We start from the raw sequence: 22,760 nt of genomic DNA, 5'->3' as shown, positions 1-22,760 counted from the left end.
CCATGACGACTGCCAAGGCGACACGAGCCGCGTTCTACGTACGGATCAGCCAGGACCGGGGAGGCGCCGGGCTGGGCATCGCCCGACAGGAAGAAGACTGCCGGGCGTTGTGCGCCCGCAAGGGCTGGGACGTGGTCGACGTTTACCCGGACAACGACGTCAGCGCGTACTCGGGAGCTCCGCGGCCGAAGTGGCAGGAGCTCATGGAGGACATCGACCAAGGGGCTCGTGGACGCGGTGGTCTGCTGGCACGTGGACCGGCTCACGCGTACGCCGCGTGAGCTGGAAGACGTGATCGACTTAGCGGACAAGCGTGGGCTGGAGCTGGCGACCATCAGCGGTGAGATCGACATCGCGACCCCGACCGGCCGCCTGATCGCCCGCATATTGTCGTGGCCAAGCATCCGGCTGACCATGATCCGGGCCGGAGGCGCACATAACGGGGCCGCTCGCTGGTCCCGTCATCGGACTCGCCGGGCGTCTCTAGGGCAAGAGTTCGCCCACCAATCGGGGAACTATCAGCCCTTACAAGCCATTTCATTTGGCGAGTCGGCGGACTTTGTGAACTTTTTAACTTGATGGGCCGGTTCGTGCCGAACCCGTCCGCGTTATCCGTACGCGGTGATCTATCCGCCCCGCCGTCCTGGGTCGAGTCGCGCTCTCGGACCGATCCGACCTGCGAGAAAGACTCCCATGTCCCAGCCTCAGATGTCTCAGCCCCAGTGGACGAACCCCGCGTCCAAAAAGCGCATGTCGACGACGAAGATCGTGCTGCTCGTGCTGGCCGGTGTGATGGCCCTGGTCTTCGCGGGCTGTACGGCACTCGTCGTGGGCGTGGGCAAGGCCGTCGACGACGAGGTGAGCGGTCAGCCGAAGAAGGTGTCGGGCAAGGGAGCCGACGACGGTAAGCCGGCCGCGCTCGGTAGGGACACCGTGAAGCTCAACAACGGCCTGGAGGTCGCCCCGGGCATCCCGGAGAAGTACTTTCCGGACGAGACCGCTGCCTCCACCGGCGCGTTCAACTACAAGGTGCGGGTGACGTTCGCCAATAACGGCGACAAGGACATCGACCTCAGCATTGCCAACATCAAGGCTGCCACCGATGGCGGCGCCACCAAGGAGATCGTCGACAGCGCAAACAATGTCGGCATGCTGATGAACGGCGGCACGCTTGCCCCTGGGCAGACCACGAAGATGACGTTCGGCTTCTCGACGGAGAAGAAGCCGACGTACGCGAACGTGGATGTTACTCCAGGGCTATTCAAGACGGCCCACTTCACCTACAAGTTCTGATGGCCAGGACGACACGCAGAGGACACACGACGCTGCCCATTCAGGGCTTGGCCAGACTGGCGGTGCTCGTGGCGCATACCAAGCCGCCTCACCCGGTCTGCCGCAGCTCACCCGCGCTCCGGACCAGGTCCGCCACTGCGCGCACGGTCTCCGTCGGCCACAGCAGCCGTACGACCCCCGAGCCGTCCGCCCGTGTCTGCGCCGAACTCACCAGGTCCGCCGTGTCCGGACCGGCGGTGACAAGGACACCGTTCAGCTCTGCCGCAGCGTCCCTGGCGTCGCGCCAGCCGCCGACGTAGTCCACGCCGCGCACCCAGAGCACGGCATCCGGGTCGAACTCGCAGCCCGTCGCCTCGAATGCCTCTTCACCCGGCGCGGACATCTCCCACCCCTTCAAGCTTGGCTGAATACGGATCATGCAGAGGGGCACATCGTCTGAGGACATGACGAGAGCCCCGGCACCATCGGCACCGGGGTCCTCGCGGATCCCTGCCGGACCACCCCAAGCCCGCCAAGGATGCGGGGTGGTCCGGCTCTGCTGCTTTGTGGTGCGGCCAGGTTCCCCAGGGGAGTTGGGGAACCTGGCCGCTGTCTCCCTTCGACGCGATGAGCCGGTCCGCCCGTGAGTCGGCAGGGACGGATACCGCTCATGGGCGGTCGCGTCGGAGGAGTCAGGAAGCGGAGCCGTCGTTCAGCCGACGTTTTCCGCCCGGTCCGGCGGAGTCCTGTCCACCCGTTGGGCTCGCGTGTAGCGGATCGCCGCGATCCTGAAATCCTGGTGTCCAGTGGCACGTACGTGCCCGGCAGCCCACAGGTCCGCGTCATTCGCGTCGGACTCGTGCTCGGAGCACTGCTGACACGCCCAGCACTCAGCGAGGTGGAAGAGTAGGTCCGGCCCCTCGTTCAGCGGGCGCAGCACCTACTCGTCGACTGGTTCGCTCATCAGCGGTTCCCACGTCGTGGATTGCGCCAGCCGCGCTCAACCGTCACCTGGTCGTCGCGGCCGACGCGCATCGGGTCCCCGTCCTTGAACACGACGATGACATCGTGCCCGCGTTCGCGGACCGCTTTCACTTCCCGCCGGTCGCGGCCGTCGTCGACCACGTCGCCGCTCCGCAGCATGTACGCCAGCAGACGCATCACAGCCACCTCCCGCCCGGCACGGTGATCACGGCCCAGACGGACTTGCCCACGCCGCATCGTGCCCTCACGCCCCAGCGGTCTGTGAGCGCCTCGACCAGGACCAGGCCACGGCCTCCCACCCCACCCGGGGCTCGCAATCGGGGGAGGCGGCGCTCGTCGGCATCGTCCACGGCAAGCCGCACGCCCTCGGCGCCGTGGCAGAACGATGTCTCGATGTGCCGGTCCTCCACCTGCGGATGCCTGATCGCGTTCGTGACCAGCTCCGACAGGACCAGCACGGCCGGTTCCTCGATCTCGGTCAGTCCCCAGTCCGCCAGGGCCGAGCGCAGTTCATCGCGCGCCAAGCCGACGGATCTTCCCTCTGTCTCCCAGCGTTGTACACGGCGCGTTCCGCCGCACCTGACAGCCGTACTGGCCCCACTCATAGGTCTCGACCGTCCTTCGAGAGCACGGGTAAGTGACGTGAGCGCAGGTAGGACCGCAGGTGCAGCAACGGACCTGAGCCCGTGAGGGTCTCCTGTCGCTCATGCAGCGAGGATCGTGCCGGTGATCGGGACGGGGAAACCTCCCCCAAACCCCATTCCGGGACGTCCCGCAGGCGGTAGAACGTCCCTAGTGATGTCCCCGACGCCGGGAGAGACTGAGATGTCGAACGAGAGGCTTCGAGCCGCCATGACAGCCGGAGGATGGACGTGCGCCACCCTTGCGGCGAAGACGGAAGTTGATCCCAAGTCCGTTGAGCGTTGGGTGAATCAGGGGCGCGTACCTCGGCGTGCGACTGCTGTGCGGGTGGCGGAGGTGTTAGGAGAGAACGTGCACGCACTTTGGCCGGCGCTGCGGCAGGCACGTGCCGCACGCGCCGTCAGTCCTGAGCTGGTCGCGCTCTACGATCAGCGCGCGGACGTTCCGGTTTCCCGCTTCACCGACCTGTTCGCCCAGGCCCGCGAGCACATCGACGTACTCGTCTACGCTGCCGTCTTCCTGCACGAGGCGTACCCCCGCCTCAACGATCTCCTTCGTGAGCGGGCCGCTGAAGGATGCTCGATCCGGATCGCGTTGGGTGACGCCGACAGTGAGAACGTTCGGCAGCGCGGCGAGGAAGAGCGGTTCGGTCACGGTATTGAATCCCGGTGTCGACTGGCCCTGATGCATTACCGGCCGTTGGTCGGGGTGCCCGGAGTCGAGATCCGGACCCACGGGACGGCGCTGTACAACTCCCTCTACCGGGCGGATGATCAACTCTTGGTCAACGCCCACGTCTGGGGAGCGAACGCGTTCGCATCGCCTGTCTGGCACCTCCGCCGTAGCGGTGACGGAGGAGTCTTCGACACGTACGCGCAGAGCTTCGACGCGGTGTGGGCGACAGCGACGCCCGCCCAGGAGGAGTGACGTGTCCCGCACCGAGTACTACGACGACCCGGAGGCCCCCGAGCCCAACAGCATGGTCGTCGCCGCATCCGCCGTTGTCACCGACGAGCAAGGCCGCATCCTGCTGCAACGACGGCGCGACAACGACCTCTGGGCCCTGCCTGGCGGCGGCATGGAGATGACCGACTCCCTTCCCGGCACGGCCGTGCGCGAGGTCAAGGAGGAGACCGGTTTGGATGTGGAGATCACGGGCCTGGTCGGCACCTACACCGACCCGCGCCACGTGATCGCCTACTCCGACGGGGAGGTGCGGCGGCAGTTCAACGTCTGCTTCACCGCACACGTGACGGGCGGGGAGCTCACGATCTCCGACGAGTCCACCGAGCTACGGTTTGTCCACCCTGACGAGATCGCCGAACTCCCCATGCACCACACCCAACAGCTCCGTATCCAGCACTTCCTGGAGCACCGGGAGCACCCCTACCTGGGGTGATAGCACTTGAGACGGTTGGGCTTCCATCGTTGTCTACGGCTGTCCTGAAGGTGTGTACGCTCTGTCACGGTCTCGCGGTGGAAGATCTGGCCGCCATTTCCAGATAGGGCGACCGTACCTACGACATAGATCACGGTGAAGTCGGAGCCTGGTGATCCAACGCATTGCTTTCCGTGATGAGTACCGGACGTACAAGGGTGTAGCCATGATCAGGCGAGGAGTAAATTCCCCGCTGGGAAGGTTGAGGTCTACCCGGGCCAGTCCTTGAACTCGCCCTCGTTGGTGTGGGGGGGGGTGGTGGCGTGTGGCGACCTGGAAGACGTCCCTCGCTACTCTCTCAGGCCGATTGACACGTGGAACCGCAAGGGCTCTGCGCGTGAGATCTTCTGGGACGCCGGTGTAACCCAAACTGTCCGATTCATTGATCTTCAGAATGAGACGGTGCAGCCAACCTGAACCCGACCCCATGCGCCCGCCGGTCCAAGTTGTCTGGAGCAAGTGCTCGGTCGATCCGCAGAGCATGAGGTCCACCGTGGCTGCTGAACCGCTGCGATCGCCGGGGAGGGTGCCGCAGAACAGGACTACGTCGTCGAGGTCGGGAAGCTCGCTGTCTTCATGGGCGGTGCCCCATCCCATCTCGAGGTCGAAGTAGACCCACTCGCCCGTGGTCAGGTCGGGCGCGTAGAAGTGTGATACTTCGCGCTCGATGTGCCGTCGCACCTGCCGCAATCGCCTCAGTTCTGCCTCGGTCGGCGTATGAGGGGCCGCTGATGCCAATCCCACGGTTGCCACTTGAAGGTCTACTTCGACGTTCCACATGGGGATTCGCCTTGGGGCACGCTCAGGAAAGAACGCCTCCAAGCGCCGCCGCGAGAAGTAGATCATGTGGTTGAAGCGCACGTGACCCCCGAGGTCGCAGATTATGGCCATCATGCAAGACCTCGGGGTTGTGGCGCATCGCTTTAGAGGAAGCGCAGCAATCGGTGATCGCTTGGCTCAATCACCGGCGGGTGCGATCCCCGTCAGCCGTCGGCCTTGGCCACCCCCACCGGGCAGGAGACGCCCGTCCCGCCGATGCCGCAGTAGCCGTTCGGGTTCTTGGCGTCCGAGAGGTACTGCTGGTGGTAGGCCTCCGCGTAGTGGAAGGGGCCCGCCGGGAGGATTTCCGTGGTGATGGCGCCGTAGCCCGACGCGCGCAGCACCGACTGGTACGCCTCGCGCGAGGCCTCGGCGGCGGACTGCTGCTCGGGGGAGTGGGTGTAGACCGCCGAGCGGTACTGGGTGCCGCGGTCGTTGCCCTGGCGGTTGCCCTGGGTGGGGTCGTGGGACTCCCAGAAGAGCTTGAGCAGGGACTCGTACGAGACGAGGGACGGGTCGAAGACGACGCGGACGACCTCGGTGTGGCCCGTCAGGCCGCTGCACACCTCCTCGTACGTCGGGTGCGGCGTGGTGCCGCCCTGGTAGCCGGCCAGGGTCGTCCATACGCCCTCGGTCTGCCAGAACTTGCGCTCCGCGCCCCAGAAGCAGCCCATGGCGAAGTCGGCCACGACCAGGCCCTCGGGGTAGGGGGCGGCCAGCGGGGTGTCCAGGACGCTGTGGCGCTCCTGGAGGGGGAAGGCCGGGGCGGTGCGGCCGGGCAGGGTCTCCTCGGGGGTGGGGAGATGGTTCCGGTGGCGGCTGACGAACATCATCGGGCTCCTCGCTTCGGCGGTCCGTCCGGGACAACGTACGCGCCGCCGCCAGGATTCCGGTGGCCGTTCGCGGCCGCGCCCGCCAGGGCCTGGGTGCGGACGGCGCAGTAGAACTCGGCGGGGTCGGTGGAGTAGGTCCACGGCAGGGCGCCGACGTAGCCGTCGACCATGCGGAACTGCTCGACGGCGGCCTCGTGGCGCCCCTGGCGGGTGAGGAAGTACGCCAGCAGGTGGCGGGCGCCCGCCACGCGCGGGTGGCCGGGGCGGGCCGCGGCCACGTCGCGGAGGGCCGCGTCCACCAGGGCCGTGAGCTCCGGGGAGCGGTAGTCGGCCTTGGTGGCGTCGGTGTCCTTGTGCTCGTACCAGCTGATCAGCGGCAGCACCGTCAGCAGACTGCCGGCCGGGGCCGCGGCCACCGCCCGGGCCGTGAAGTCACGGGCCAGCTCCTCGGAACCACGCCACTTCGCGCACCAGTACTGGAGCGCGGCCTTGTGCGCCGGGTAGTGGTGCGGCGCCCGGGCGGTGATCTCCGCCCACAGCTCGCGCATCGCCTCGTGCGGGGCTCCCGAGCCCATGTAGAGGGGGATCTGCGTCGCGTACGGGGTGGGGTCCGCGGGGTCGGCCAGGGCGACGGCGCGCGCGAAGTCCTCGTGCGCCTCGCGCAGCACCCGGTGGAAGCCGGCGAACTGCTCGTCGGTGGTCCCGTCCGCCCTGGCGCTGCCGCGGATCTCCCACGCCAGGGAGATCTTGGCGTCGGCGTGGACGAGGGCCGCGCCGGGGTCGTCCGGGTGCTCGGCCCGCCAGGCCTTCAGCCAGGTGTCGTCGTCGGAGGCGGCGTCCGCCAGGGTGGCGACGACCTCGTAGCGCCGCTCCCAGTCCGTGCCGGCCGCGGCCAGGGCCTCGGCGGCCGCCCGCCACTCGCCGCGGGAGACGGCCTCCCGCAGGGCGTCGCCCTCCGGGTCCGGGCCCGTCCGGTCGGTGACCTGCTGGTCCTCGGGCAGCATGCGCGCGGCCTCGATGTAGCGGCCGATGCGTGCCCAGTGCAGTTGCCGCCGGATCCAGAAGGCGGCGGCCACGGCCAGGACGATCAAGATGATCAGGAGCATGAGGGGTGGAGGCGTCCGATCAGGTAGTGGGAGAAATCAGGGTGGGGAGGGCGATCAGTTCGCGCAGGCGCTTCGTGTCCGGCACGTCCTCGACGATGGGGCGCACCGCGTCGGTCACGGCTTCGGCCACGGTCCCGTCGGCAGGACCGCCGTCCGGCAGTCGCAGTTCCGCCGGGCCGGACCACGACAGCTCCCAGCGCGCCCCGGCCGATTCGACGAGCGCGAGCTCGGCCAGTTCACGCAGCCCCGCGTACAGCGCCGGGCGCGCGAACTCGCGGGCCGCGCGCCCCTGGGCCCGGGCGGCCTCCGGCGACTTGGGCAGGTGGTCGGCCACCTCCCACAGCCGTCCGGCGTCGGCCAGGTCGAGGACCGTGGACAGGTCGGCGAGCGCGCCCGCACCGGGGGCCGTCGCACCCAGCTCGCCCAGCGCGGTCCGCAGCGGCTCCGCCGCCGCCTCCGTCTGTGCGTGAACAGCCCGGTGCACCAGCTCGGGCCAGTCCACCCGGGTCATGGCCCGCGCCTTCGGCGTCAGGACGGCGTCCTCGAGGTCCGCCATGACCCGCTCCGGCTCGCGCAGCAACGCGAGCGCGGGACGGGCGTCCGCCACCGCACGGCCGTCGTCGGGCAGCGCCTCGATCAGCTCCACGCGCACGGCCACCGGCGGGTGGGTGTCGTACGGGGAGGGCTCCGCGGGCGGCAGCTCGTCGCGCAGGCCGGCCAGGTTCTCCTGCCGTCCGGGGGCGGTGAGCAGCCTGCGGAGGCCGCCGAAGACCTCGCCGCGCGGCGGCAGGAGGCCGACGCCCACGCCGGCGGTGGCGTAACGGCTCATGTAGAAGTCGTGCGCGGTGTCGAGGACGGCGGTCTCGCGCAGCGCCGACGCGGTCGCGTCCCGGCCCGCGACCCGGGCGGCCAGGCGGTCGGCGGCGAGTTCCTGCCGCCTGCCGTCGCCGTGCGTGACGCGCAGGTAGAGCCCCGCGTACGCCAGGAAGGGCTTGGCCATCAGGCCGTAGCCCTTCCCCGCACGGCCGGTGTCGCTCTTCTTCGGCTTGCGGCCCCTGCGGACGGCCTCCTCGGCCTCCTTCTCCTGACGGGCCCGCTCGTCGGCGATCCGCCGCTCCTCCTGCTCCCGGAAGGCCTCCGCCGTGCGCAGCACGCTGTCACGCCCGCGCAACGCGATGCCCGCGAGGCGGGTGTCGGTGTTGCCGTGGTGGGCGAGTTCGTGGGCGATGACGGCGTGCAGCTGGGCCTCGGTCAGCCCGGTCAGCAGAGGGACGCCGAGGTAGAGGCGGCGGGGGCCGGGGAGCAGGCCGAGCAGCCGGGCGTCCTCGGCGACGCCCGCGTTGACGTCGCCGGTGAGGACGATCGCGTCGGGCGCCCGGGTGCCCGTCCGCTCGGCCAGGGAGCGGACGGTACGCCAGAGCTCCGGCTGCTCGGCCTCGGTGACGGCCAGTCCGCCCGGTCCCTCGGCCTTGGCGGTGCGGAACAGGAAGACGCCCCGCAGCACCGGGACGGCGAGCACGACGGAGAGGAAGTACACCTTCAGCGTGGCCAGGCCGGCGGGGGCCCAGAGCGTCGCGGCGACGTCGACGCCCACGAGGACGCCGAGCACGAGGGCGACGAGCAGATAGAAGCCGGCCAGGAGGGCGAGCGCGCGCAGCGCACGCAGAGAGGTGCCCACTGGGCAATGACCCCCACAACGGGTTCGAAGGAAACGGAATGTGGGGATCATAAATGTGGGGAAAATGTGTGCGCCCGGCAGGCCCGATAAGGCCGACAAGGCCGACAAGGCCGACAAGCCGGGGCGGCGCGGTCAGCCGAGCTGTCGCGCCCCCGCCACCGCCATCGCCCGGTACGCGGTGTAGGCGGCCACCGGGTCCGGCTCGTACGTCCACGGGAGCGCCCCGATGTGGCCGTCGATCTTCCGGAACTGCTCCAGGGCCTCCGCGTGGCGCTCGGCGCGGACCAGGAACCAGGCCAGCAGATGGCGGACGTGCGGCAGTACCGGGTGGTTCTCCGGGGCGTGGTGCACCGCGTACAGGGCGGCCTCGATCGCGTCGCCGATCACCGCGCTCTGGAACAGGCCGCGCACCAGCTGGACATCGGGCAGGTGGTCGAAGACCGCGAACAGCGGAAGCGCGGGCAGCAGGCTGCCCTCCGGCGCGGTGGCGGCCGCGCGCCGGGCGAAGGCCTCGGCCTGCTCCCGGGAGCCGTGCCACTTCGCGCTCCAGTAGCGCAGCGCGTTCAAGTGCGCGCCCATGTGCCCCGGCGCGCGGGTGGTCACGGTCTCCCACACGGACTGGAACTCCGCCTCGCTCGCGCCCATCCCCCGGGCCACGCCCAGTTCGACGATGTACGGGACGGGGTCGCCCGGCGCCAGCAGGGCCGCCTCGGCGCAGACCGTGCGCGCCTCCTCCAGGATCATCCGGAAGTCCTGCGAGGACGGATCGCGCATCGCCTGCTGGACGAGGAACTCCGCCTGCACCGCCGCGCCGCCCGCGTCCTTGGGCGCCACCACGCGCCAGTGCCGCAGCCACATCCCGCCCGTGCCCGGCGCCTCGGCCAGCTCCTGGGCCGCCGCGCCGGCCAGCGTCTGCACCCGCTGCCAGCGCAGCTCGGCGTCGCCCGTGGCGGGCGTACGGGCCAGCAGCTCGGCCGCCGGCTTCCAGTCCTGGGTGCGGCGGGCCTCCGCCACGGCGGCCAGCAGCTCCTCGTCGGGGCCGGGCAGCCGTACGTCGAGCCGCTCGGGCGGGACGAAGGCGTGCGCGCCGACCGGGTCGACAGCCGCCCCGGCCCCCTGGACGACACCTCGCACGGCCCGGTACCGCCGGATCGCGGGGGCCACCACGACACCGCAGAGCACGGTGACGGCGAGCAGGATGAGAAGAATCTCCATGAACTTTCCTGAATGTCCTGAAGGGCGAAGAGGCGGGAAGCGATGGAACAGGGACGCCGGCCGAGGCCGACGACGGTACAACGTGACAAACCGGCGAATCGTTCATCCGCCGGTTACAAGTGAACAGGAGCGATCGGGCGAACGGGCACTACCCTCGGGTGAATGAGCGACCAGCACAGCTTCGAGACCCTCGCGATCCACGCCGGGCAGGAAGCGGACCCGCTGACCGGGGCCGTCGTACCGCCCATCTACCAAGTGTCCACGTACAAGCAGGACGGCGTCGGCGGTCTGCGTGGCGGTTACGAGTACAGCCGCAGCGCCAACCCCACGCGCACGGCCCTGGAAGAGAACCTGGCGGCCCTCGAGGGCGGCGTCCGGGGCCTCGCCTTCGCCTCGGGCCTGGCCGCCGAGGACACCCTCCTGCGCACGCTGCTCGCGCCGGGTGACCATGTGGTCATCCCGAACGACGCCTACGGCGGCACGTTCCGGCTCTTCGCCAAGGTCGTGAGCCGCTGGGGCGTGGAGTGGTCGGTCGCCGACACCTCCAGCCCGGACGCCGTGCGCGCCGCCATCCGGCCCGAGACCAAGGCCGTCTGGGTCGAGACCCCCTCCAACCCCCTGCTCGGCATCACCGACATCGCCGCCGTCGCGGGCGTCGCCCACGAGGCCGGTGCCAAGCTCGTCGTCGACAACACCTTCGCCAGCCCCTACCTCCAGCAGCCGCTGGCCCTGGGCGCGGACGTCGTCGTCCACTCCACCACCAAGTACATGGGCGGCCACTCCGACGTCGTCGGCGGCGCCCTGATCGCGGCCGACGCCGGCCTGGGCGAGGAGCTCGCCTACCACCAGAACGCGATGGGCTCCGTCGCCGGTCCCTTCGACTCCTGGCTGACGCTGCGCGGCATCAAGACCCTCGCCGTGCGCATGGACCGCCACACCGCCAACGCCGAGCGCGTGGTGGAGCTGCTCGTCTCGCACCCGAAGGTGACGCAGGTCTACTACCCGGGCCTGCCCGAGCACCCGCTGCACGAGGTCGCGGCCAAGCAGATGCGCGCCTTCGGCGGCATGGTGTCCTTCCGCGTCGCGGGCGGCGAGGAGGCGGCTGTCGAGGTCTGCAACCGCGCCAAGCTCTTCACCCTGGGCGAGTCCCTGGGCGGCGTCGAGTCCCTGATCGAGCACCCGGGCCGGATGACCCACGCCTCGGTCGCCGGTTCCCAGCTGGAGGTCCCGGCGGACCTGGTCCGCGCCTCGGTGGGCATCGAGTCGGTGGACGACCTGCTGGCCGACCTCACGCAGGCGCTGGGCTGACACCTGTCGGAGGGGCTGATTCGGAGGGGCTGAGAATCAGCCCCTCCGGCGTTTGAGGAGCGGGGGTCCGGGGGCGGAGCCCTCGGGAAACGGGGAGAGGGCGGGACCGGGGCATTCTCACTCCCCGTCCCACAACGGTGGCGCCGTACCGGACGGCCGTGGCCGCCACGGCTCCTCCACCGCCGCCCACACGGAGAACACCACCAAGGCCAGCACCAGAAGCGCCCACCCCACCCCTCGCGCCACCCGCCGCCGGCGCACCAGCCGCCGCCCCCGTTCGGCCGCCCGCGCCACCACCTCCGCAGGCACCGCCGGACGCGGCCCGTCCAGCAGTCGCCGGACCTCCGCCTCCCGGCGGTCCTGGCCGCTCACGCCGCCACCGTGAGGACCGCCCGCGCGCACAGCGCCCGTACGCGCTCCACGGAAACCCCGAGCGCCGCCGCCGTCTGCTCCTCGGCGACGCCCTCATGCAGTCGCAGGACCACCACCAGCCGCTCCTGCGGCGTGAGCCGGGCCAGCAACCCCGGGCCGAGATCCCCGCGCCGGAAGGGCCGGAGGAGCCGGAACCGCCCCCGCGCCGAGCGGGCATAGCGCGCCACGAGCTCCTGGCGGGTGCGTTCGTACGGGTCCTCGCCGCCGAGCCCGCCGAGGCCGTCCCAGGCGGCGTACGTACGGGCGAGGGCGCGGGTCAGCAGTCGTTCGGCGGCCTCCCGGTCACCGGTCAGCAGCAGCGCGGTGCGCAGCAGTCGGCCGCCCGCGCCACCGGCGAACGCTTCGAACTCCCGGGCGCGGCGGCGCTCCCGGGCGTCCTGCCGCTCTCGCACTCCTCCAGAACAGGACAGTCGCGCGCCCCGGTCAAGAGGCCGGCGGCACCTGCTGGGGCTGGGTGAAGTGGATGTCGGACAGGGCCGCGTTGAAGCGGGTGAGCAGGGTGCAGAAGACGTCCTGCTCGTCCTCGGACCACCCGTCCGTGCACAGCGCCATCAGCTCGCGCCGGGACGCGCGGACCTCCTCCAGGCGGGCCTTGCCGCGCGGGGAGAGCTGAAGGACGACGGCGCGGCCGTCTTCGGGGTGCGAGGTGCGCTTGACCAGGCCGGTGTCGACGAGCGGCGCCACCTGGCGGGTGACGGTCGAGGAGTCGATGCCCATGCCCGCGGCGAGCGCCTTGACGCCCATGGGGCCTTCCTGGTCGAGGCGGTTGAGCAGGAGGTAGGCGGCGCGGTCCATGGAGTTGTGGACCCGGCCTACGCCACCGAGCCGGGTCTGTTCGGCGCGGCGGGCGAAGACGGCCACCTGGTGCTGGAGGGCGTCGAGGACACCGGGGGCGAGGTCGGTCGTCATGTCCTGAGAGGTGGGCATGGCCTGGGGCTCACTTCGTACGGCGGGCAGGGATACGGAGCTGGAATCGCTGAGAATGGGGGACAGAGTACGCGTCCCCGCACGCTGTTGTACCAGTGCTCCGCAAACCGGTCGGTATGTATGTATGCGCCGCCCGTATCGCCCCTTACGTCCTTGCTGTATGCCCCATTTATCCGCTCCGGCCCTGCCCTCCTCGCGGCGCGATACTGAGGTCATGGCCGCACGTCCGGTGTCCCTCGGCGATGTGCGCCGGGCGCGGGAGACGCTGTCGGGGGTCGCCCGGATCACCGCCCTGGAGAGCAGCCGCCATCTGTCCGGGCTCGTCGGCGCGCCCGTCCACCTCAAGTGCGAGAACCTCCAGCGCACCGGCTCGTTCAAGATCCGTGGCGCCTATGCGCGGATCGCGGCCCTGACGCCCCCCGAGCGCGCCGCGGGCGTCGTCGCCGCCAGCGCCGGCAACCACGCGCAGGGCGTGGCGCTGGCCGCCTCGCTGCTGGGGGTGCGGGCCACGGTGTTCATGCCGGAGGGCGCCCCGCTGCCGAAGGTGGCCGCCACCCGCGAGTACGGCGCCGAGGTGCGTATCCACGGGCGGGGGCTGGACGAGGCGCTGGACGCGGCCCGCGCGTGGGCGGAGCGGACGGGCGCGGTGCTCGTCCACCCCTACGATCACCCGGACATCGTGGCCGGCCAGGGCACGGTGGGGCTGGAGATCCTGGAGCAGTGCCCCGAGGTGGGCACCGTCGTCGTGGCGGTCGGCGGGGGCGGGCTGATCGCCGGGATCGCGGTGGCGGTCAAGGCGCTGCGGCCGGACGTACGGATCGTGGGCGTCCAGGCGGCGGGCGCCGCCGCGTACCCGCCGTCGCTGGCCGCCGGGCACCCGGTGACGGTGGAGCGTCCGGCGACGATGGCGGACGGCATCAATGTGGGCCGCCCCGGCGAGGTGCCGTTCCGGATCGTGGAGCGGCTGGTCGACGAGGTGCGTACGGTCTCCGAGGACGGGATCGCCGCCGCCCTGCTGCTCTGTCTGGAGCGGGCCAAGCTCGTGGTCGAGCCGGCCGGCGCGAGCCCGGTGGCGGCGCTGCTGGCGGACCCCGGCTCGTTCCGGGGCCGGGGCCCGGTGGTGGCCGTGCTGTCGGGCGGCAACGTCGACCCGCTGCTCTTGCAGCGCGTCCTGCGGCACGGTATGGCCGCCGAGGGCCGCTTCCTGTCGCTGCGGCTGCCGCTGCCGGACCGCCCCGGGGCGCTCGCCGCGCTGCTGGAGGTGCTCTCCGCCGCGGACGCCAACGTCGTCGACGTCGTCCACGAACGCACCGATCCCCGCCTGGGCCTGACGGAGGCCGAGGTCGAGCTCCACCTGGAGACGGCGGGCCCGGAGCACCGCGCGGAGGTGCTCCGGGCCCTGCGCGCCGCGGGCTATCCGCTGTCCCCCTGATATCCGGCGGGCCCCCGATATCCGCGAGTAAGCGGAAGTAAGGACCACGCATATCCGGTGGCATTCATTCAGAGGGCGGATCGCCACCGATGAACGTAAAATCGACTATTACGTCACCCAAACGGGGAGAACATCCATGCCAGGCGCTATTTACGCCGAAGGCCTGGTCAAGACCTTCGGCGACGTCACGGCCCTGAACGGCGTCGACCTCGACGTTCCGGAAGGGACCGTTCTAGGACTGCTCGGCCCCAATGGCGCCGGCAAGACCACCGCCGTGCGCGTGCTCACCACCCTGATCAAACCCGACCGCGGTAAAGCCGTGGTGGCGGGCGTCGACGTGCTGAGGAAACCCAACGACGTCCGGCACTCCATCGGCCTGTCCGGCCAATTCGCGGCCGTCGACGAATATCTGACGGGCCGTGAGAACCTCCGGATGGTCGGCCGGCTCTACCAGCTCAGCGGGCGCGAGGCCAAGGCGCGCGCGGGCGAGCTGCTGGAGCGCTTCAACCTCGCCGAGGCCGCCGACCGGCCCGCCAAGACCTACTCCGGCGGCATGCGCCGCCGCCTCGACCTCGCCGCCGCCCTGGTCGTCAGCCCGCCCGTGATGTTCATGGACGAGCCCACCACCGGCCTGGACCCCCGCAACCGCCAGGCGCTGTGGGAGGTCATCCAGGAGCTCGTCGCCGGCGGGACGACCCTGCTGCTCACCACCCAGTACCTGGAGGAGGCCGACCATCTCGCCCACGACATCTGCGTGATCGACCACGGCAGGGTCATCGCCCGGGGCACCTCCGACCAGCTCAAGGCGCGCACAGGCGGGGAGCGCGTCGAGCTGGTCGTCCACGAACGCCACCACATCACCCCCGCCCTCGGCGTGATCCGCGCCTTCGGCAAGGGCGAGCCGACCGTCGAGGAGCACACCCGCAAGGTCATCGTCCCGGTCTCCGGCGGCGCCAAGCTGCTCGCCGAGGTCATCCGGGAACTGGACGGGCGCGGCATCGAGATCGACGACATCGCCCTGCGCCGCCCGACCCTGGACGACGTCTTCATCTCGCTCACCGGGCACGCGGCCGAGGAACCCGGTACGGGAAGTCCCCAGACGAAGGAGGTGGCGGGGGCATGACCGCGACCGGCACCACCCCGACCGGTACCACCCTCCCCAGGCGACCCGTCCCGGCGGCACGCGGCGGGGCGGCCGTCCAGTCCGTCCGTGACTCCCTGGTCGTCGCCCAGCGCAATCTCATCCGCATGATCCGGATCCCCGAGGTCGTCGTCTTCGGACTGGTCCAGCCGATCATGTTCGTGGTGCTGTTCAGCTATGTCTTCGGCGGCTCGATCGCGGTGGGCGGCAGCACCGACCCCAGCACCTACCGTGAGTTCCTGATGGCGGGCATCTTCGCGCAGACCGTCACCTTCGCCACGGCCGGCGCGGGCGCGGGCATCGCCGACGACATGCACAAGGGCCTCATCGACCGCTTCCGCTCCCTGCCCATGGCCCGGGGCGCGGTGCTCACCGGCCGGACCCTGGCCGACCTGGTGCAGACGGCCCTCACCCTGGTCGTGCTGGCGATCGTGGCGGTGATCGTCGGCTGGCGGATCCACGAGGGCGTCCTCAAGGCGCTCGGCGGCTTCGCCCTGCTGCTCCTGCTGGGCTACGCCTTCTCCTGGATCGGCGCGCTCATCGGGCTGTCCGTACGGACCCCGGAGGCGGCCACCTCGGGCGGGCTGATCTGGCTCTTCCCGCTCACCTTCATCTCCAACGCCTTCGTTCCCTCGGGCAATATGCCCACCGTGCTGCGCGCCATCGCGGAGTGGAACCCCTTCAGCGCCACCGTGCAGGCGGCCCGGGAGCTGTTCGGCAATGTGCCGCAGGGCTATCCGGTGCCGGGCGCGTGGCCGATGCAGCATCCGGTGTGGGCGTCGCTGCTGTGGTCCCTGCTGATCATCGTGGTCTTCCGGGCCCTGTCGGTGCGCAAGTACCGCTCGGCGACGGCGTGAACACAGCGGAGCCCCGGACCCCTCAGGGGTCCGGGGCTCCGCCGTGAGGTCGGCTCCGGGGCGTCAGCCGCTGTAGGGCTTGGCCTCAAGGATGCGGACCATGGCCTTCTTGCCGTTCGGCAGCTCGTACTCGGCGTCCTCGCCGATCTTCTTGCCGTTGACACCGCTGCCGAGCGGGGACTGCGGCGAGTACGTCTCGATGTCCGCGCTGGCGTACTCACGGGAGGCCAGCAGGAAGTCGAGGGTGTCGTCCGGGTCGCCGTCGAAGGCGATGGTGACGACCATGCCGGGGGCCACCACACCGTCGGTGGCGGGGGCCTCGCCGACCTTGGCGGACTCCAGGAGCTGCGTCAGCTGCCGGACGCGGAGCTCCTGCTTGCCCTGCTCCTCCTTGGCCGCGTGGTACCCGCCGTTCTCTCGCAGGTCACCTTCCTCGCGGGCCGCCGCGATCTTCGCGGCGATCTCGGTGCGAGCGGGACCAGACAGGTACTCCAGCTCGGCCTTGAGCTGGTTGTACGCCTCCTGAGTCAGCCAGGTGACGTTGTCGCTGGTCTGGGTCACAGGTGCTCCTCGTCGGTACTGGGGAATGCTGGGGATGCATCTCGATACAAATGAACGCCCTACTCAGAAGGGTGCACCTTCAAAGCGGGGCGAAACCACGAGCCTAACAATTACGTCCCGAAGGGGGGAAGGAGTAAGCGGGAGAAAATGCGCAAGAATCCCGTTAACGCAGGTCAGCGCGGTATCTTCGAGTAACACTCGGAGGTGTCAGCCCCGCGAGGCGGTCCGGCAGCCCTCCAGCTCCGTGGCGGCGGCGTGGGCCGTCGTCCGGATCTCCACCCGCTGGGCGAAGTGCCCCTCGCGCCGGTCGAAGGTCACGTCCTTGCGGGCCACCTCGCCGCCGTCCGAGCCCAGCGAGCGCAGGGTACAGACCGCGACGGCGTCCTTCTCCTTGCGGACCTCCACGACCGCCTGCACGGCCGAGTCGGAGACGGTCTGCGAACGGATCAGCTGGCCGGTCACCTCCGACGAGGTGATGTAGTGCACACCCGCCCAGCCGACGAAGCCGAGCAGGGCCGCGCCGAGCACCGCCCCGACGATCTTCAGCTTGCGGTCGGCACGCTCGTCCGCCGAGCGGCCGTAGCGGCCCTCGGGCAGGGCATCGCGCTCCGCAGCCATGATCGTTCCTCCTGGGCGCCGATTTGTGAACGCGGAATGAAACGCGTCCCGCTTCGGTCACTATAGGAGGCGCCCCGGATGTCCAATGGGAGGGGCCATGACCAGTGACTGAGGACCGAGCGTTGACTGAGCAGCTGCGAATGATGGCCGTTCACGCCCACCCCGACGACGAGTCGAGCAAGGGCGCGGCCACGATGGCCAAGTACGTGTCCGAGGGGGTGGACGTGCTGGTCGCCACCTGCACGGGTGGTGAGCGCGGCTCCATCCTCAACCCCAAGCTCCAGGGCGACCCGTACATCGAGAAGAACATCCACGAGGTCCGTGCCAAGGAGATGGCCGAGGCCCGCGACATCCTCGGCGTCAAGCAGGAGTGGCTGGGATTCGTCGACTCCGGCCTCCCCGAGGGCGACCCGCTCCCGCCGCTGCCCGAGGGCTGCTTCGCGCTGGAGGACGTCGAGGTGGCGGCCGGCCGGCTGGTGAAGCTGATCCGCGAGTTCCGTCCGCACGTGATCACCACGTACGACGAGAACGGCGGCTACCCCCACCCCGACCACATCATGACCCACAAGATCTCGATGGTGGCCTTCGACGCCGCGGGCGACCCCGAGCGCTACCCCGAGGCCGGCGAGCCCTGGCAGCCGCAGAAGCTCTACTACAACCAGGGCTTCAACCGTCAGCGCACCCAGGCCCTCCACGACGCGCTGATCGAGCGCGGCCTGGAGTCCCCGTACGGCGAGTGGCTCAAGCGCTGGGACGAGATGGGCCGCGAGCGCACCCTGACCACGTTCGTGCCGTGCGCCGACTTCTTCGAGATCCGCGACAAGGCCCTGATCGCCCACGCCACCCAGATCGACCCCGACGGCGGCTGGTTCCGGGTGCCGATGGACATCCAGCGCGAGGTCTGGCCGACGGAGGAGTACGAGCTGGCGAAGTCCCTCGTCGACACTTCCCTCCCCGAGGACGACCTCTTCGCGGGCATCCGCAACAATTGACCCCATGATGATGAGCGCCCTTACGCTTGCCGCCGCGGATCTCGACCAGAACAAGGTCACCCCCGGAGTCCTCGGCTTCATCGTCTTCGCCGTCATCGGCGGGGCCGTGTGGCTGTTGATGAAGAGCATGAACAAGCACATGAAGCGGGTGGACTTCGAGGAGGCGCCCGACCCGTCGGGCGAGGCGGGCAAGACCACGGCGTGACGCGGGCCTGACACCGTCTGTGTGACCGGGCGGGCCGCCCTCGGCCCGCCCGGCGCGGTGGCGTACCCGCCCGGAAGGGCTCACCGTGCGCGAGGATGGGCCCATGCCCAACCGCCTGGCGCACGAGACGTCCCCCTACCTCCTCCAGCACGCCGACAATCCCGTCGACTGGTGGCCCTGGTCGCCCGAGGCCTTCGCCGAGGCGCGGCGCCGGGGCGTGCCCGTGCTCCTGAGCGTGGGGTATTCGAGCTGTCACTGGTGCCATGTGATGGCGCACGAATCCTTCGAGGACGAGCCGACGGCCGCCTACCTCAACGAGCACTTCGTCTCCGTCAAGGTCGACCGCGAGGAGCGGCCGGACGTCGACGCCGTCTATATGGAGGCCGTCCAGGCCGCCACGGGCCAGGGCGGCTGGCCCATGACCGTCTTCCTCACCCCCGACGCCGAGCCCTTCTACTTCGGCACCTACTTCCCGCCCGCCCCCCGCCACGGCATGCCCGGCTTCCAGCAGGTCCTGGAGGGCGTCCGGGCCGCCTGGAGCGACCGCCGCGACGAGGTGGGGCAGGTCGCCCGGCGCATCGTCCGCGACCTCTCCGAACGCTCCCTCGCCGTGGACACCGCCCGGCCCCCCGGCCAGGAGGAGATCCACACGGCCCTGCTCGGGCTCACCCGCGACTTCGACGCCACGCGCGGCGGCTTCGGCGGCGCCCCCAAGTTCCCGCCGTCCATGACGCTGGAATTCCTGCTGCGCCACCACGTCCGCACGGGCTCCGAGGCCGCCCTGGAGATGGCCTCGGCCACCTGCGAGGCCATGGCCCGCGGCGGCATCTACGACCAGCTCGGCGGCGGCTTCGCCCGCTACGCGGTGGACGCCTCGTGGACGGTGCCCCACTTCGAGAAGATGCTCTACGACAACGCCCTGCTCTGCCGGGCCTACGCCCACCTCTGGCGGGCCACCGGCTCGGAGCTCGCCCGGCGCGTGGCCCTGGAGACGGCGGACTTCATGATCCGTGAACTCCGTACGGAACAGGGCGGCTTCGCCTCGGCCTTGGACGCCGACAGCGACGACGGCACCGGCCGGCACACCGAGGGCGCGTACTACGTCTGGACGCCCGGGCAACTGCGCGAGGTGCTGGGCAAGGAGGACGCGGCGCTCGCGACGGAGTACTTCGGCGTCACCGAGGAGGGCACCTTCGAGGAGGGCGCGTCCGTCCTCCAGCTCCCGGACACCGAGCGGCTGTGGGACGCGGCGAAGGTCGCGTCCATCCGGGAGCGGCTGCTGGCCGCCCGCGACCGGCGGCCCCGGCCCGGCCGCGACGACAAGATCGTCGCCGCCTGGAACGGGCTGGCGATCGCCGCGCTCGCCGAGACCGGCGCCTACTTCGACCGCCCCGACCTGATCCAGGCCGCCACGGACGCCGCCGACCTGATCGTCCGCGTCCACATGGACTGGCACGGGCGGCTCTTCCGCACCTCGCTGGACGGCGCCGCGGGCACCCACGCCGGTGTCCTGGAGGACTACGCGGACGTCGCCGAGGGCTTCCTCGCGCTCTCCGCCGTCACGGGCGAGGGCGTCTGGGTCGACTTCGCCGGGCTGCTCCTGGGCACCGTCCTGGACCGCTTCACCGGGCCCGACGGCGCGCTGTTCGACACCGCCGACGATGCCGAGACGCTGATCCGCCGCCCCCAGGACCCCACCGACAACGCCACGCCCTCCGGCTGGACGGCGGCGGCCGGGGCGCTCCTGTCGTACGCCGCGTACACGGGCAGTGCCCGGCACCGGGAGGCGGCGGAGAAGGCGCTCGGCGTCGTGACGGCGCTGGGGCCCAAGGCGCCGCGCTTCATCAGCTGGGGCCTGGCGGTCGCCGAGGCCCTGCTGGACGGGCCCCGCGAGGTCGCCGTCGTGGGCCCGGCGGACCACCCGGCGACGGTGCGGCTGCACCGCGCCGCGCTGCTGTCGCCCGCCCCGGGGCTGGTCGTCGCGGTCGGCGAGCCGGGCTCGGACGAGGTCCCGCTGCTCGCGGGCCGTACGCTCCTGGACGCGCGCCCGGCGGCGTACGTGTGCCGCAACTTCACCTGCGACGCCCCGACGGCGGACCCGGAGGCGCTGGCGGGGAGGCTGGGGGGCTGAGGGAACCCTCCCGGGGGTGCGAGGGGGCGGAGCCCCCTCGGAAACGGTGAAAGGGTGGGGCTGGGGCCCACTCCCGCCGCGACGGCGAGCGGCCACCGCGTACCCGACCGGCGGTGCCGAACCCGCGTTAGAGCGTCAGCCCCCGGACAAGCACCCGCAGGGCGCGGTCGATCAGCGCCGGCAGGTCGTCCGTCTGCCCCTGCTCGACCCAGTGCATCGTCGCCTCCTGCATCGCCCCGAGGACGGCGGCGACCACGACCCGCAGTTCCAGGTCGCCGGGCGGGCGGCCCGTGCGCTCGGCCAGGACACCGCAGAGCACGCGGGCCGACTCCGCCATGCCCTCCGCCGACCGGCCGCGCAGCGCGGGCACCTCGTGCACGAGTCGTGTGCGCTGCCGCAGTTCGGCGATGTCGCGTTCGACGAGTTGCCGTACGCCGCCGGTGACGCCGCGCCGGATGGACTCGACGGGGTGCTCGTCCGCCGGCCGCGAGCGGATCGCGGCCTGCATCACCGCGTCGTACTCGCCGGTGAGGACGATGTCCTCCTTGGTGGGGAAGTAGCGGAAGACCGTGCTGGTGGAGACGTCGGCGGCCTCGGCGATCTGGTCGACGGGCGTGGCGTCGTACCCCTGCCGTTCGAACAGCCGGTAGGCGGCACCCCGGATCGCCCGGCGGGTCTGGATCTTCTTCCGCTCGCGCAGCCCGAGGACGGGCGCGGGCGCGGTCGGCACCGCGGGGGAGGACTGTGCTGTGGCCATGGCCGCATTCTCCGGCATCGGTCTTTTCACGGACCACACCTCGGACCGCACCTCGGACCACCTCGGCCCCACCGAGCGCGGCAGTGGCCGGCTTTGACGGGACGCTGATTGTCAGTGGGGTGTGTGACGCTGTGTGCGGGGCATGGGACCGGTCAGTCAACCAAAAGGTGATGGAGGGGGTATGTCATGACCGTTGCCGCTTTGCTCGTCGCGGTGCTGAGCGTCGCCGGGTATGTGCTGGTGGGGGAGATCGCCGTACTGGCCGTGGTCGTGGCCGGCGTGGGCGGGCTCACCTGGCGGGTGGCCGCGGCGTCGAGGCCGCGGCCGCCGCGCGGGGGCCGTGGGACGGGCTGCGCACGCTCAGGCGTGCGAATAGGCCACCAGCGAGATGCCCACATAGTGCGTGATGAACGCGGCGAGGGTGAGTGAGTGGAACACCTCGTGGAATCCGAACCACCGGGGTGAGGGGTTGGGGCGCTTGATCCCGTAGATCACGCCGCCCACGGAGTAGAGCAGGCCGCCGACGATCACCAGCACGAGGACGGCGATGCCGCCCTTGCGGAGGAAGTCCGGCAGGAAGAAGACGGCGGCCCAGCCCATCGCGATATAGCAGGGGAGGTAGAGCCAGCGTGGCGCGCCGACCCAGAAGACCCGGAAGGCGATTCCGGCGGCGGCCGCGATCCATACGGCCCACAGCAGCAGCCGCCCCCGGCCGCCCGGGACCAGCAGCATGGTCAGGGGCGTGTAGGTGCCCGCGATGATCAGGAAGATATTGGCGTGATCGAGTCGGCGGAGCACGCCCGCGACGCGGGGGCTCCAGTTGCCGCGGTGGTAGAGCGCGCTGATGCCGAACAGCAGGCAGGCGCTCAGGACGTAGATCGCGCAGGCGATCCGGCCCCGGGTGCTGTCGGCCAGGGCGGTGAGGAAGACGCCGGAGATCAGCACCGCGGGAAACATCCCGGCGTGCAGCCAGCCGCGCAGTCGCGGCTTGGCATGCGTCGGCGCGGCGAGCGAGGCGTCGGACGAGCCGGACCCGGCGTTCGGCGAACTGGAATCGGGCGAACTGACGTCCGGTGTCGCGGCGGGCGGTGCTCCGGAGGAACCGGAGGGCATCGGGGGCGCTGTGTCGGGCGCGGGAGTCATGGTCGCCATGCTACCTACGGCACCGTAGGTTACGGGCTGGTATCGGGTGGTGATGGTCACGGAGGCGCCCCCTGGACAGATCGGATGATGAGTCGGATGATCAAATGAGTGCGGGCGGCACCGGATGAGCGGTCACGAAGCGTCTGGGTCGCGGCCCCCAAGGGGCAACCAAAGTGCAGAGACGGTCCGGCACCGGCGATGTCCGGTGCCCGTAGGCCGTTCCACCCTCAATATCTGACGCCGGACAGCGGGTTCCGGCGGGACGGAGC

The 22,760-nt window shown here is 70.8% G+C and carries 26 protein-coding genes and 1 pseudogene; 11 read left to right on the top strand and 16 right to left on the bottom strand.

Annotation, left to right across the window (positions count from 1 at the left end; translation table 11 throughout):
• Positions 1-2 precede the first annotated feature (2 nt).
• Both RM609_RS34640 and RM609_RS25950 read left to right on the top strand, forming a co-directional pair.
• Positions 3-579: pseudogene (locus RM609_RS34640) on the top strand (recombinase family protein).
• A 171-nt stretch (positions 580-750) separates the two neighbouring features.
• Positions 751-1,293 (top strand): hypothetical protein, encoded by a 543-nt coding sequence (locus RM609_RS25950; RefSeq protein WP_311613981.1) that lies wholly within the window; start codon positions 751-753, stop codon positions 1,291-1,293.
• 88 nt (positions 1,294-1,381) lie between these two features.
• On the opposite strand, the gene RM609_RS25945 is transcribed toward RM609_RS25950, so the two are convergent.
• From RM609_RS25945 to RM609_RS25935, 4 genes are all read right to left on the bottom strand, one after another.
• Entirely contained in the window at positions 1,382-1,675 is a 294-nt protein-coding gene (locus RM609_RS25945) for a hypothetical protein (protein WP_311613980.1), read from the bottom strand.
• Between the two features lie 309 nt (positions 1,676-1,984).
• A complete protein-coding gene (locus RM609_RS34635) occupies positions 1,985-2,212 on the bottom strand; it encodes a DUF7848 domain-containing protein (RefSeq protein WP_438828535.1) in 228 nt (75 codons plus the stop codon).
• 23 nt (positions 2,213-2,235) lie between these two features.
• The gene (locus RM609_RS25940; RefSeq protein WP_311613979.1) at positions 2,236-2,433 is read right to left on the bottom strand and encodes a hypothetical protein; all 198 of its coding nucleotides are present in this window, start codon (positions 2,431-2,433) and stop codon (positions 2,236-2,238) included.
• The gene (locus RM609_RS25935; protein WP_311613978.1) at positions 2,433-2,780 is read right to left on the bottom strand and encodes an ATP-binding protein; all 348 of its coding nucleotides are present in this window, start codon (positions 2,778-2,780) and stop codon (positions 2,433-2,435) included. Before RM609_RS25935 ends, RM609_RS25940 begins: the two co-directional genes overlap by 1 nt.
• Before the next feature lie 301 nt (positions 2,781-3,081).
• Here RM609_RS25935 and RM609_RS25930 point away from each other — a divergent pair, with 301 nt between their 5' ends.
• Positions 3,082-3,825: an XRE family transcriptional regulator gene (locus RM609_RS25930; RefSeq protein WP_311613977.1), complete on the top strand. Its 744-nt coding sequence runs from the start codon at positions 3,082-3,084 to the stop codon at positions 3,823-3,825.
• A gap of 1 nt (position 3,826) precedes the next feature.
• Complete coding sequence (locus tag RM609_RS25925; RefSeq protein ID WP_311613976.1) at positions 3,827-4,297, top strand: NUDIX domain-containing protein; 471 nt, start codon at positions 3,827-3,829, stop codon at positions 4,295-4,297.
• 33 nt (positions 4,298-4,330) lie between these two features.
• Here the strand turns inward: RM609_RS25925 and RM609_RS34550 are convergent, their stop codons facing one another.
• The 5 genes from RM609_RS34550 to RM609_RS25905 form a co-directional block, all read right to left on the bottom strand.
• Complete coding sequence (locus RM609_RS34550) at positions 4,331-5,182, bottom strand: SAVMC3_10250 family protein (RefSeq protein ID WP_369016248.1); 852 nt, start codon at positions 5,180-5,182, stop codon at positions 4,331-4,333.
• A 137-nt stretch (positions 5,183-5,319) separates the two neighbouring features.
• Entirely contained in the window at positions 5,320-5,985 is a 666-nt protein-coding gene (msrA, locus tag RM609_RS25920) for a peptide-methionine (S)-S-oxide reductase MsrA (protein ID WP_311614018.1), read from the bottom strand.
• Positions 5,985-7,094 carry a hypothetical protein gene (locus RM609_RS25915; RefSeq protein WP_311613975.1) on the bottom strand — a complete coding sequence of 370 codons (1,110 nt, stop codon included), beginning with the start codon at positions 7,092-7,094 and terminating at the stop codon, positions 5,985-5,987. The genes msrA and RM609_RS25915 overlap by 1 nt, the downstream gene beginning before the upstream one ends.
• Before the next feature lie 19 nt (positions 7,095-7,113).
• Positions 7,114-8,772, bottom strand: coding sequence for a M48 family metalloprotease (locus tag RM609_RS25910; RefSeq protein ID WP_311613974.1), 1,659 nt, complete (start codon positions 8,770-8,772; stop codon positions 7,114-7,116).
• Positions 8,773-8,904: 132 nt separating this feature from the next.
• Entirely contained in the window at positions 8,905-9,987 is a 1,083-nt protein-coding gene (locus RM609_RS25905) for a hypothetical protein (RefSeq protein WP_311613973.1), read from the bottom strand.
• Between the two features lie 162 nt (positions 9,988-10,149).
• On the opposite strand from RM609_RS25905, the gene RM609_RS25900 reads away from it, so the two are divergent.
• Positions 10,150-11,295, top strand: coding sequence for a cystathionine gamma-synthase (locus RM609_RS25900; protein WP_311613972.1), 1,146 nt, complete (start codon positions 10,150-10,152; stop codon positions 11,293-11,295).
• A 117-nt stretch (positions 11,296-11,412) separates the two neighbouring features.
• Here the strand turns inward: RM609_RS25900 and RM609_RS25895 are convergent, their stop codons facing one another.
• Genes RM609_RS25895 through RM609_RS25885 form a run of 3 tightly spaced genes read right to left on the bottom strand, consistent with a single transcriptional unit; the run spans position 11,413 to position 12,654 of the window.
• Positions 11,413-11,667, bottom strand: coding sequence for a hypothetical protein (locus RM609_RS25895; RefSeq protein WP_311613971.1), 255 nt, complete (start codon positions 11,665-11,667; stop codon positions 11,413-11,415).
• On the bottom strand, positions 11,664-12,119 hold the full coding sequence (locus RM609_RS25890) for a sigma factor-like helix-turn-helix DNA-binding protein (protein ID WP_311613970.1): 456 nt from the start codon (positions 12,117-12,119) through the stop codon (positions 11,664-11,666). The genes RM609_RS25895 and RM609_RS25890 overlap by 4 nt, the downstream gene beginning before the upstream one ends.
• A gap of 31 nt (positions 12,120-12,150) precedes the next feature.
• Complete coding sequence (locus tag RM609_RS25885) at positions 12,151-12,654, bottom strand: MarR family winged helix-turn-helix transcriptional regulator (protein WP_311613969.1); 504 nt, start codon at positions 12,652-12,654, stop codon at positions 12,151-12,153.
• 214 nt (positions 12,655-12,868) lie between these two features.
• Between RM609_RS25885 and ilvA the strand changes: the two genes are divergently transcribed.
• The 3 genes from ilvA (at position 12,869) to RM609_RS25870 (ending at position 16,084) form a co-directional block, all read left to right on the top strand.
• Positions 12,869-14,086 carry a threonine ammonia-lyase gene (gene ilvA, locus RM609_RS25880; RefSeq protein ID WP_311613968.1) on the top strand — a complete coding sequence of 406 codons (1,218 nt, stop codon included), beginning with the start codon at positions 12,869-12,871 and terminating at the stop codon, positions 14,084-14,086.
• Positions 14,087-14,222: 136 nt separating this feature from the next.
• A complete protein-coding gene (locus tag RM609_RS25875) occupies positions 14,223-15,209 on the top strand; it encodes an ATP-binding cassette domain-containing protein (protein ID WP_311613967.1) in 987 nt (328 codons plus the stop codon).
• Positions 15,206-16,084: an ABC transporter permease gene (locus RM609_RS25870; protein WP_311613966.1), complete on the top strand. Its 879-nt coding sequence runs from the start codon at positions 15,206-15,208 to the stop codon at positions 16,082-16,084. The genes RM609_RS25875 and RM609_RS25870 overlap by 4 nt, the downstream gene beginning before the upstream one ends.
• Before the next feature lie 63 nt (positions 16,085-16,147).
• Here the strand turns inward: RM609_RS25870 and greA are convergent, their stop codons facing one another.
• Positions 16,148-16,645, bottom strand: a complete 498-nt coding sequence (gene greA, locus RM609_RS25865) for a transcription elongation factor GreA (RefSeq protein WP_311613965.1) — start codon at positions 16,643-16,645, stop codon at positions 16,148-16,150.
• Positions 16,646-16,852: 207 nt separating this feature from the next.
• Positions 16,853-17,263 (bottom strand): DUF4307 domain-containing protein, encoded by a 411-nt coding sequence (locus tag RM609_RS25860; RefSeq protein ID WP_311613964.1) that lies wholly within the window; start codon positions 17,261-17,263, stop codon positions 16,853-16,855.
• A gap of 122 nt (positions 17,264-17,385) precedes the next feature.
• On the opposite strand from RM609_RS25860, the gene mca reads away from it, so the two are divergent.
• The 3 genes from mca (at position 17,386) to RM609_RS25845 (ending at position 20,591) form a co-directional block, all read left to right on the top strand.
• Positions 17,386-18,255, top strand: coding sequence for a mycothiol conjugate amidase Mca (gene mca, locus RM609_RS25855; protein WP_311613963.1), 870 nt, complete (start codon positions 17,386-17,388; stop codon positions 18,253-18,255).
• Between the two features lie 4 nt (positions 18,256-18,259).
• Positions 18,260-18,460, top strand: a complete 201-nt coding sequence (locus RM609_RS25850; protein WP_311613962.1) for an RAMP4 family protein — start codon at positions 18,260-18,262, stop codon at positions 18,458-18,460.
• Positions 18,461-18,563: 103 nt separating this feature from the next.
• The gene (locus tag RM609_RS25845; RefSeq protein ID WP_311613961.1) at positions 18,564-20,591 is read left to right on the top strand and encodes a thioredoxin domain-containing protein; all 2,028 of its coding nucleotides are present in this window, start codon (positions 18,564-18,566) and stop codon (positions 20,589-20,591) included.
• 127 nt (positions 20,592-20,718) lie between these two features.
• Here RM609_RS25845 and RM609_RS25840 read toward each other — a convergent pair whose 3' ends face one another.
• Together RM609_RS25840 and trhA are read right to left on the bottom strand one after the other, a co-directional pair.
• Entirely contained in the window at positions 20,719-21,348 is a 630-nt protein-coding gene (locus RM609_RS25840) for an acyl-CoA-like ligand-binding transcription factor (protein WP_311613960.1), read from the bottom strand.
• 360 nt (positions 21,349-21,708) lie between these two features.
• Entirely contained in the window at positions 21,709-22,461 is a 753-nt protein-coding gene (gene trhA, locus RM609_RS25835) for a PAQR family membrane homeostasis protein TrhA (RefSeq protein WP_438828539.1), read from the bottom strand.
• Positions 22,462-22,760 lie beyond the last annotated feature (299 nt).

The sequence above is a fragment of the Streptomyces hesseae genome (genome assembly GCF_031845785.1).
GTDB classification, from domain to species: domain Bacteria; phylum Actinomycetota; class Actinomycetes; order Streptomycetales; family Streptomycetaceae; genus Streptomyces; species Streptomyces hesseae.
Note: the sequence above shows the minus strand (reverse complement) of the source record. Positions and strands in the feature narration are given on the sequence as shown.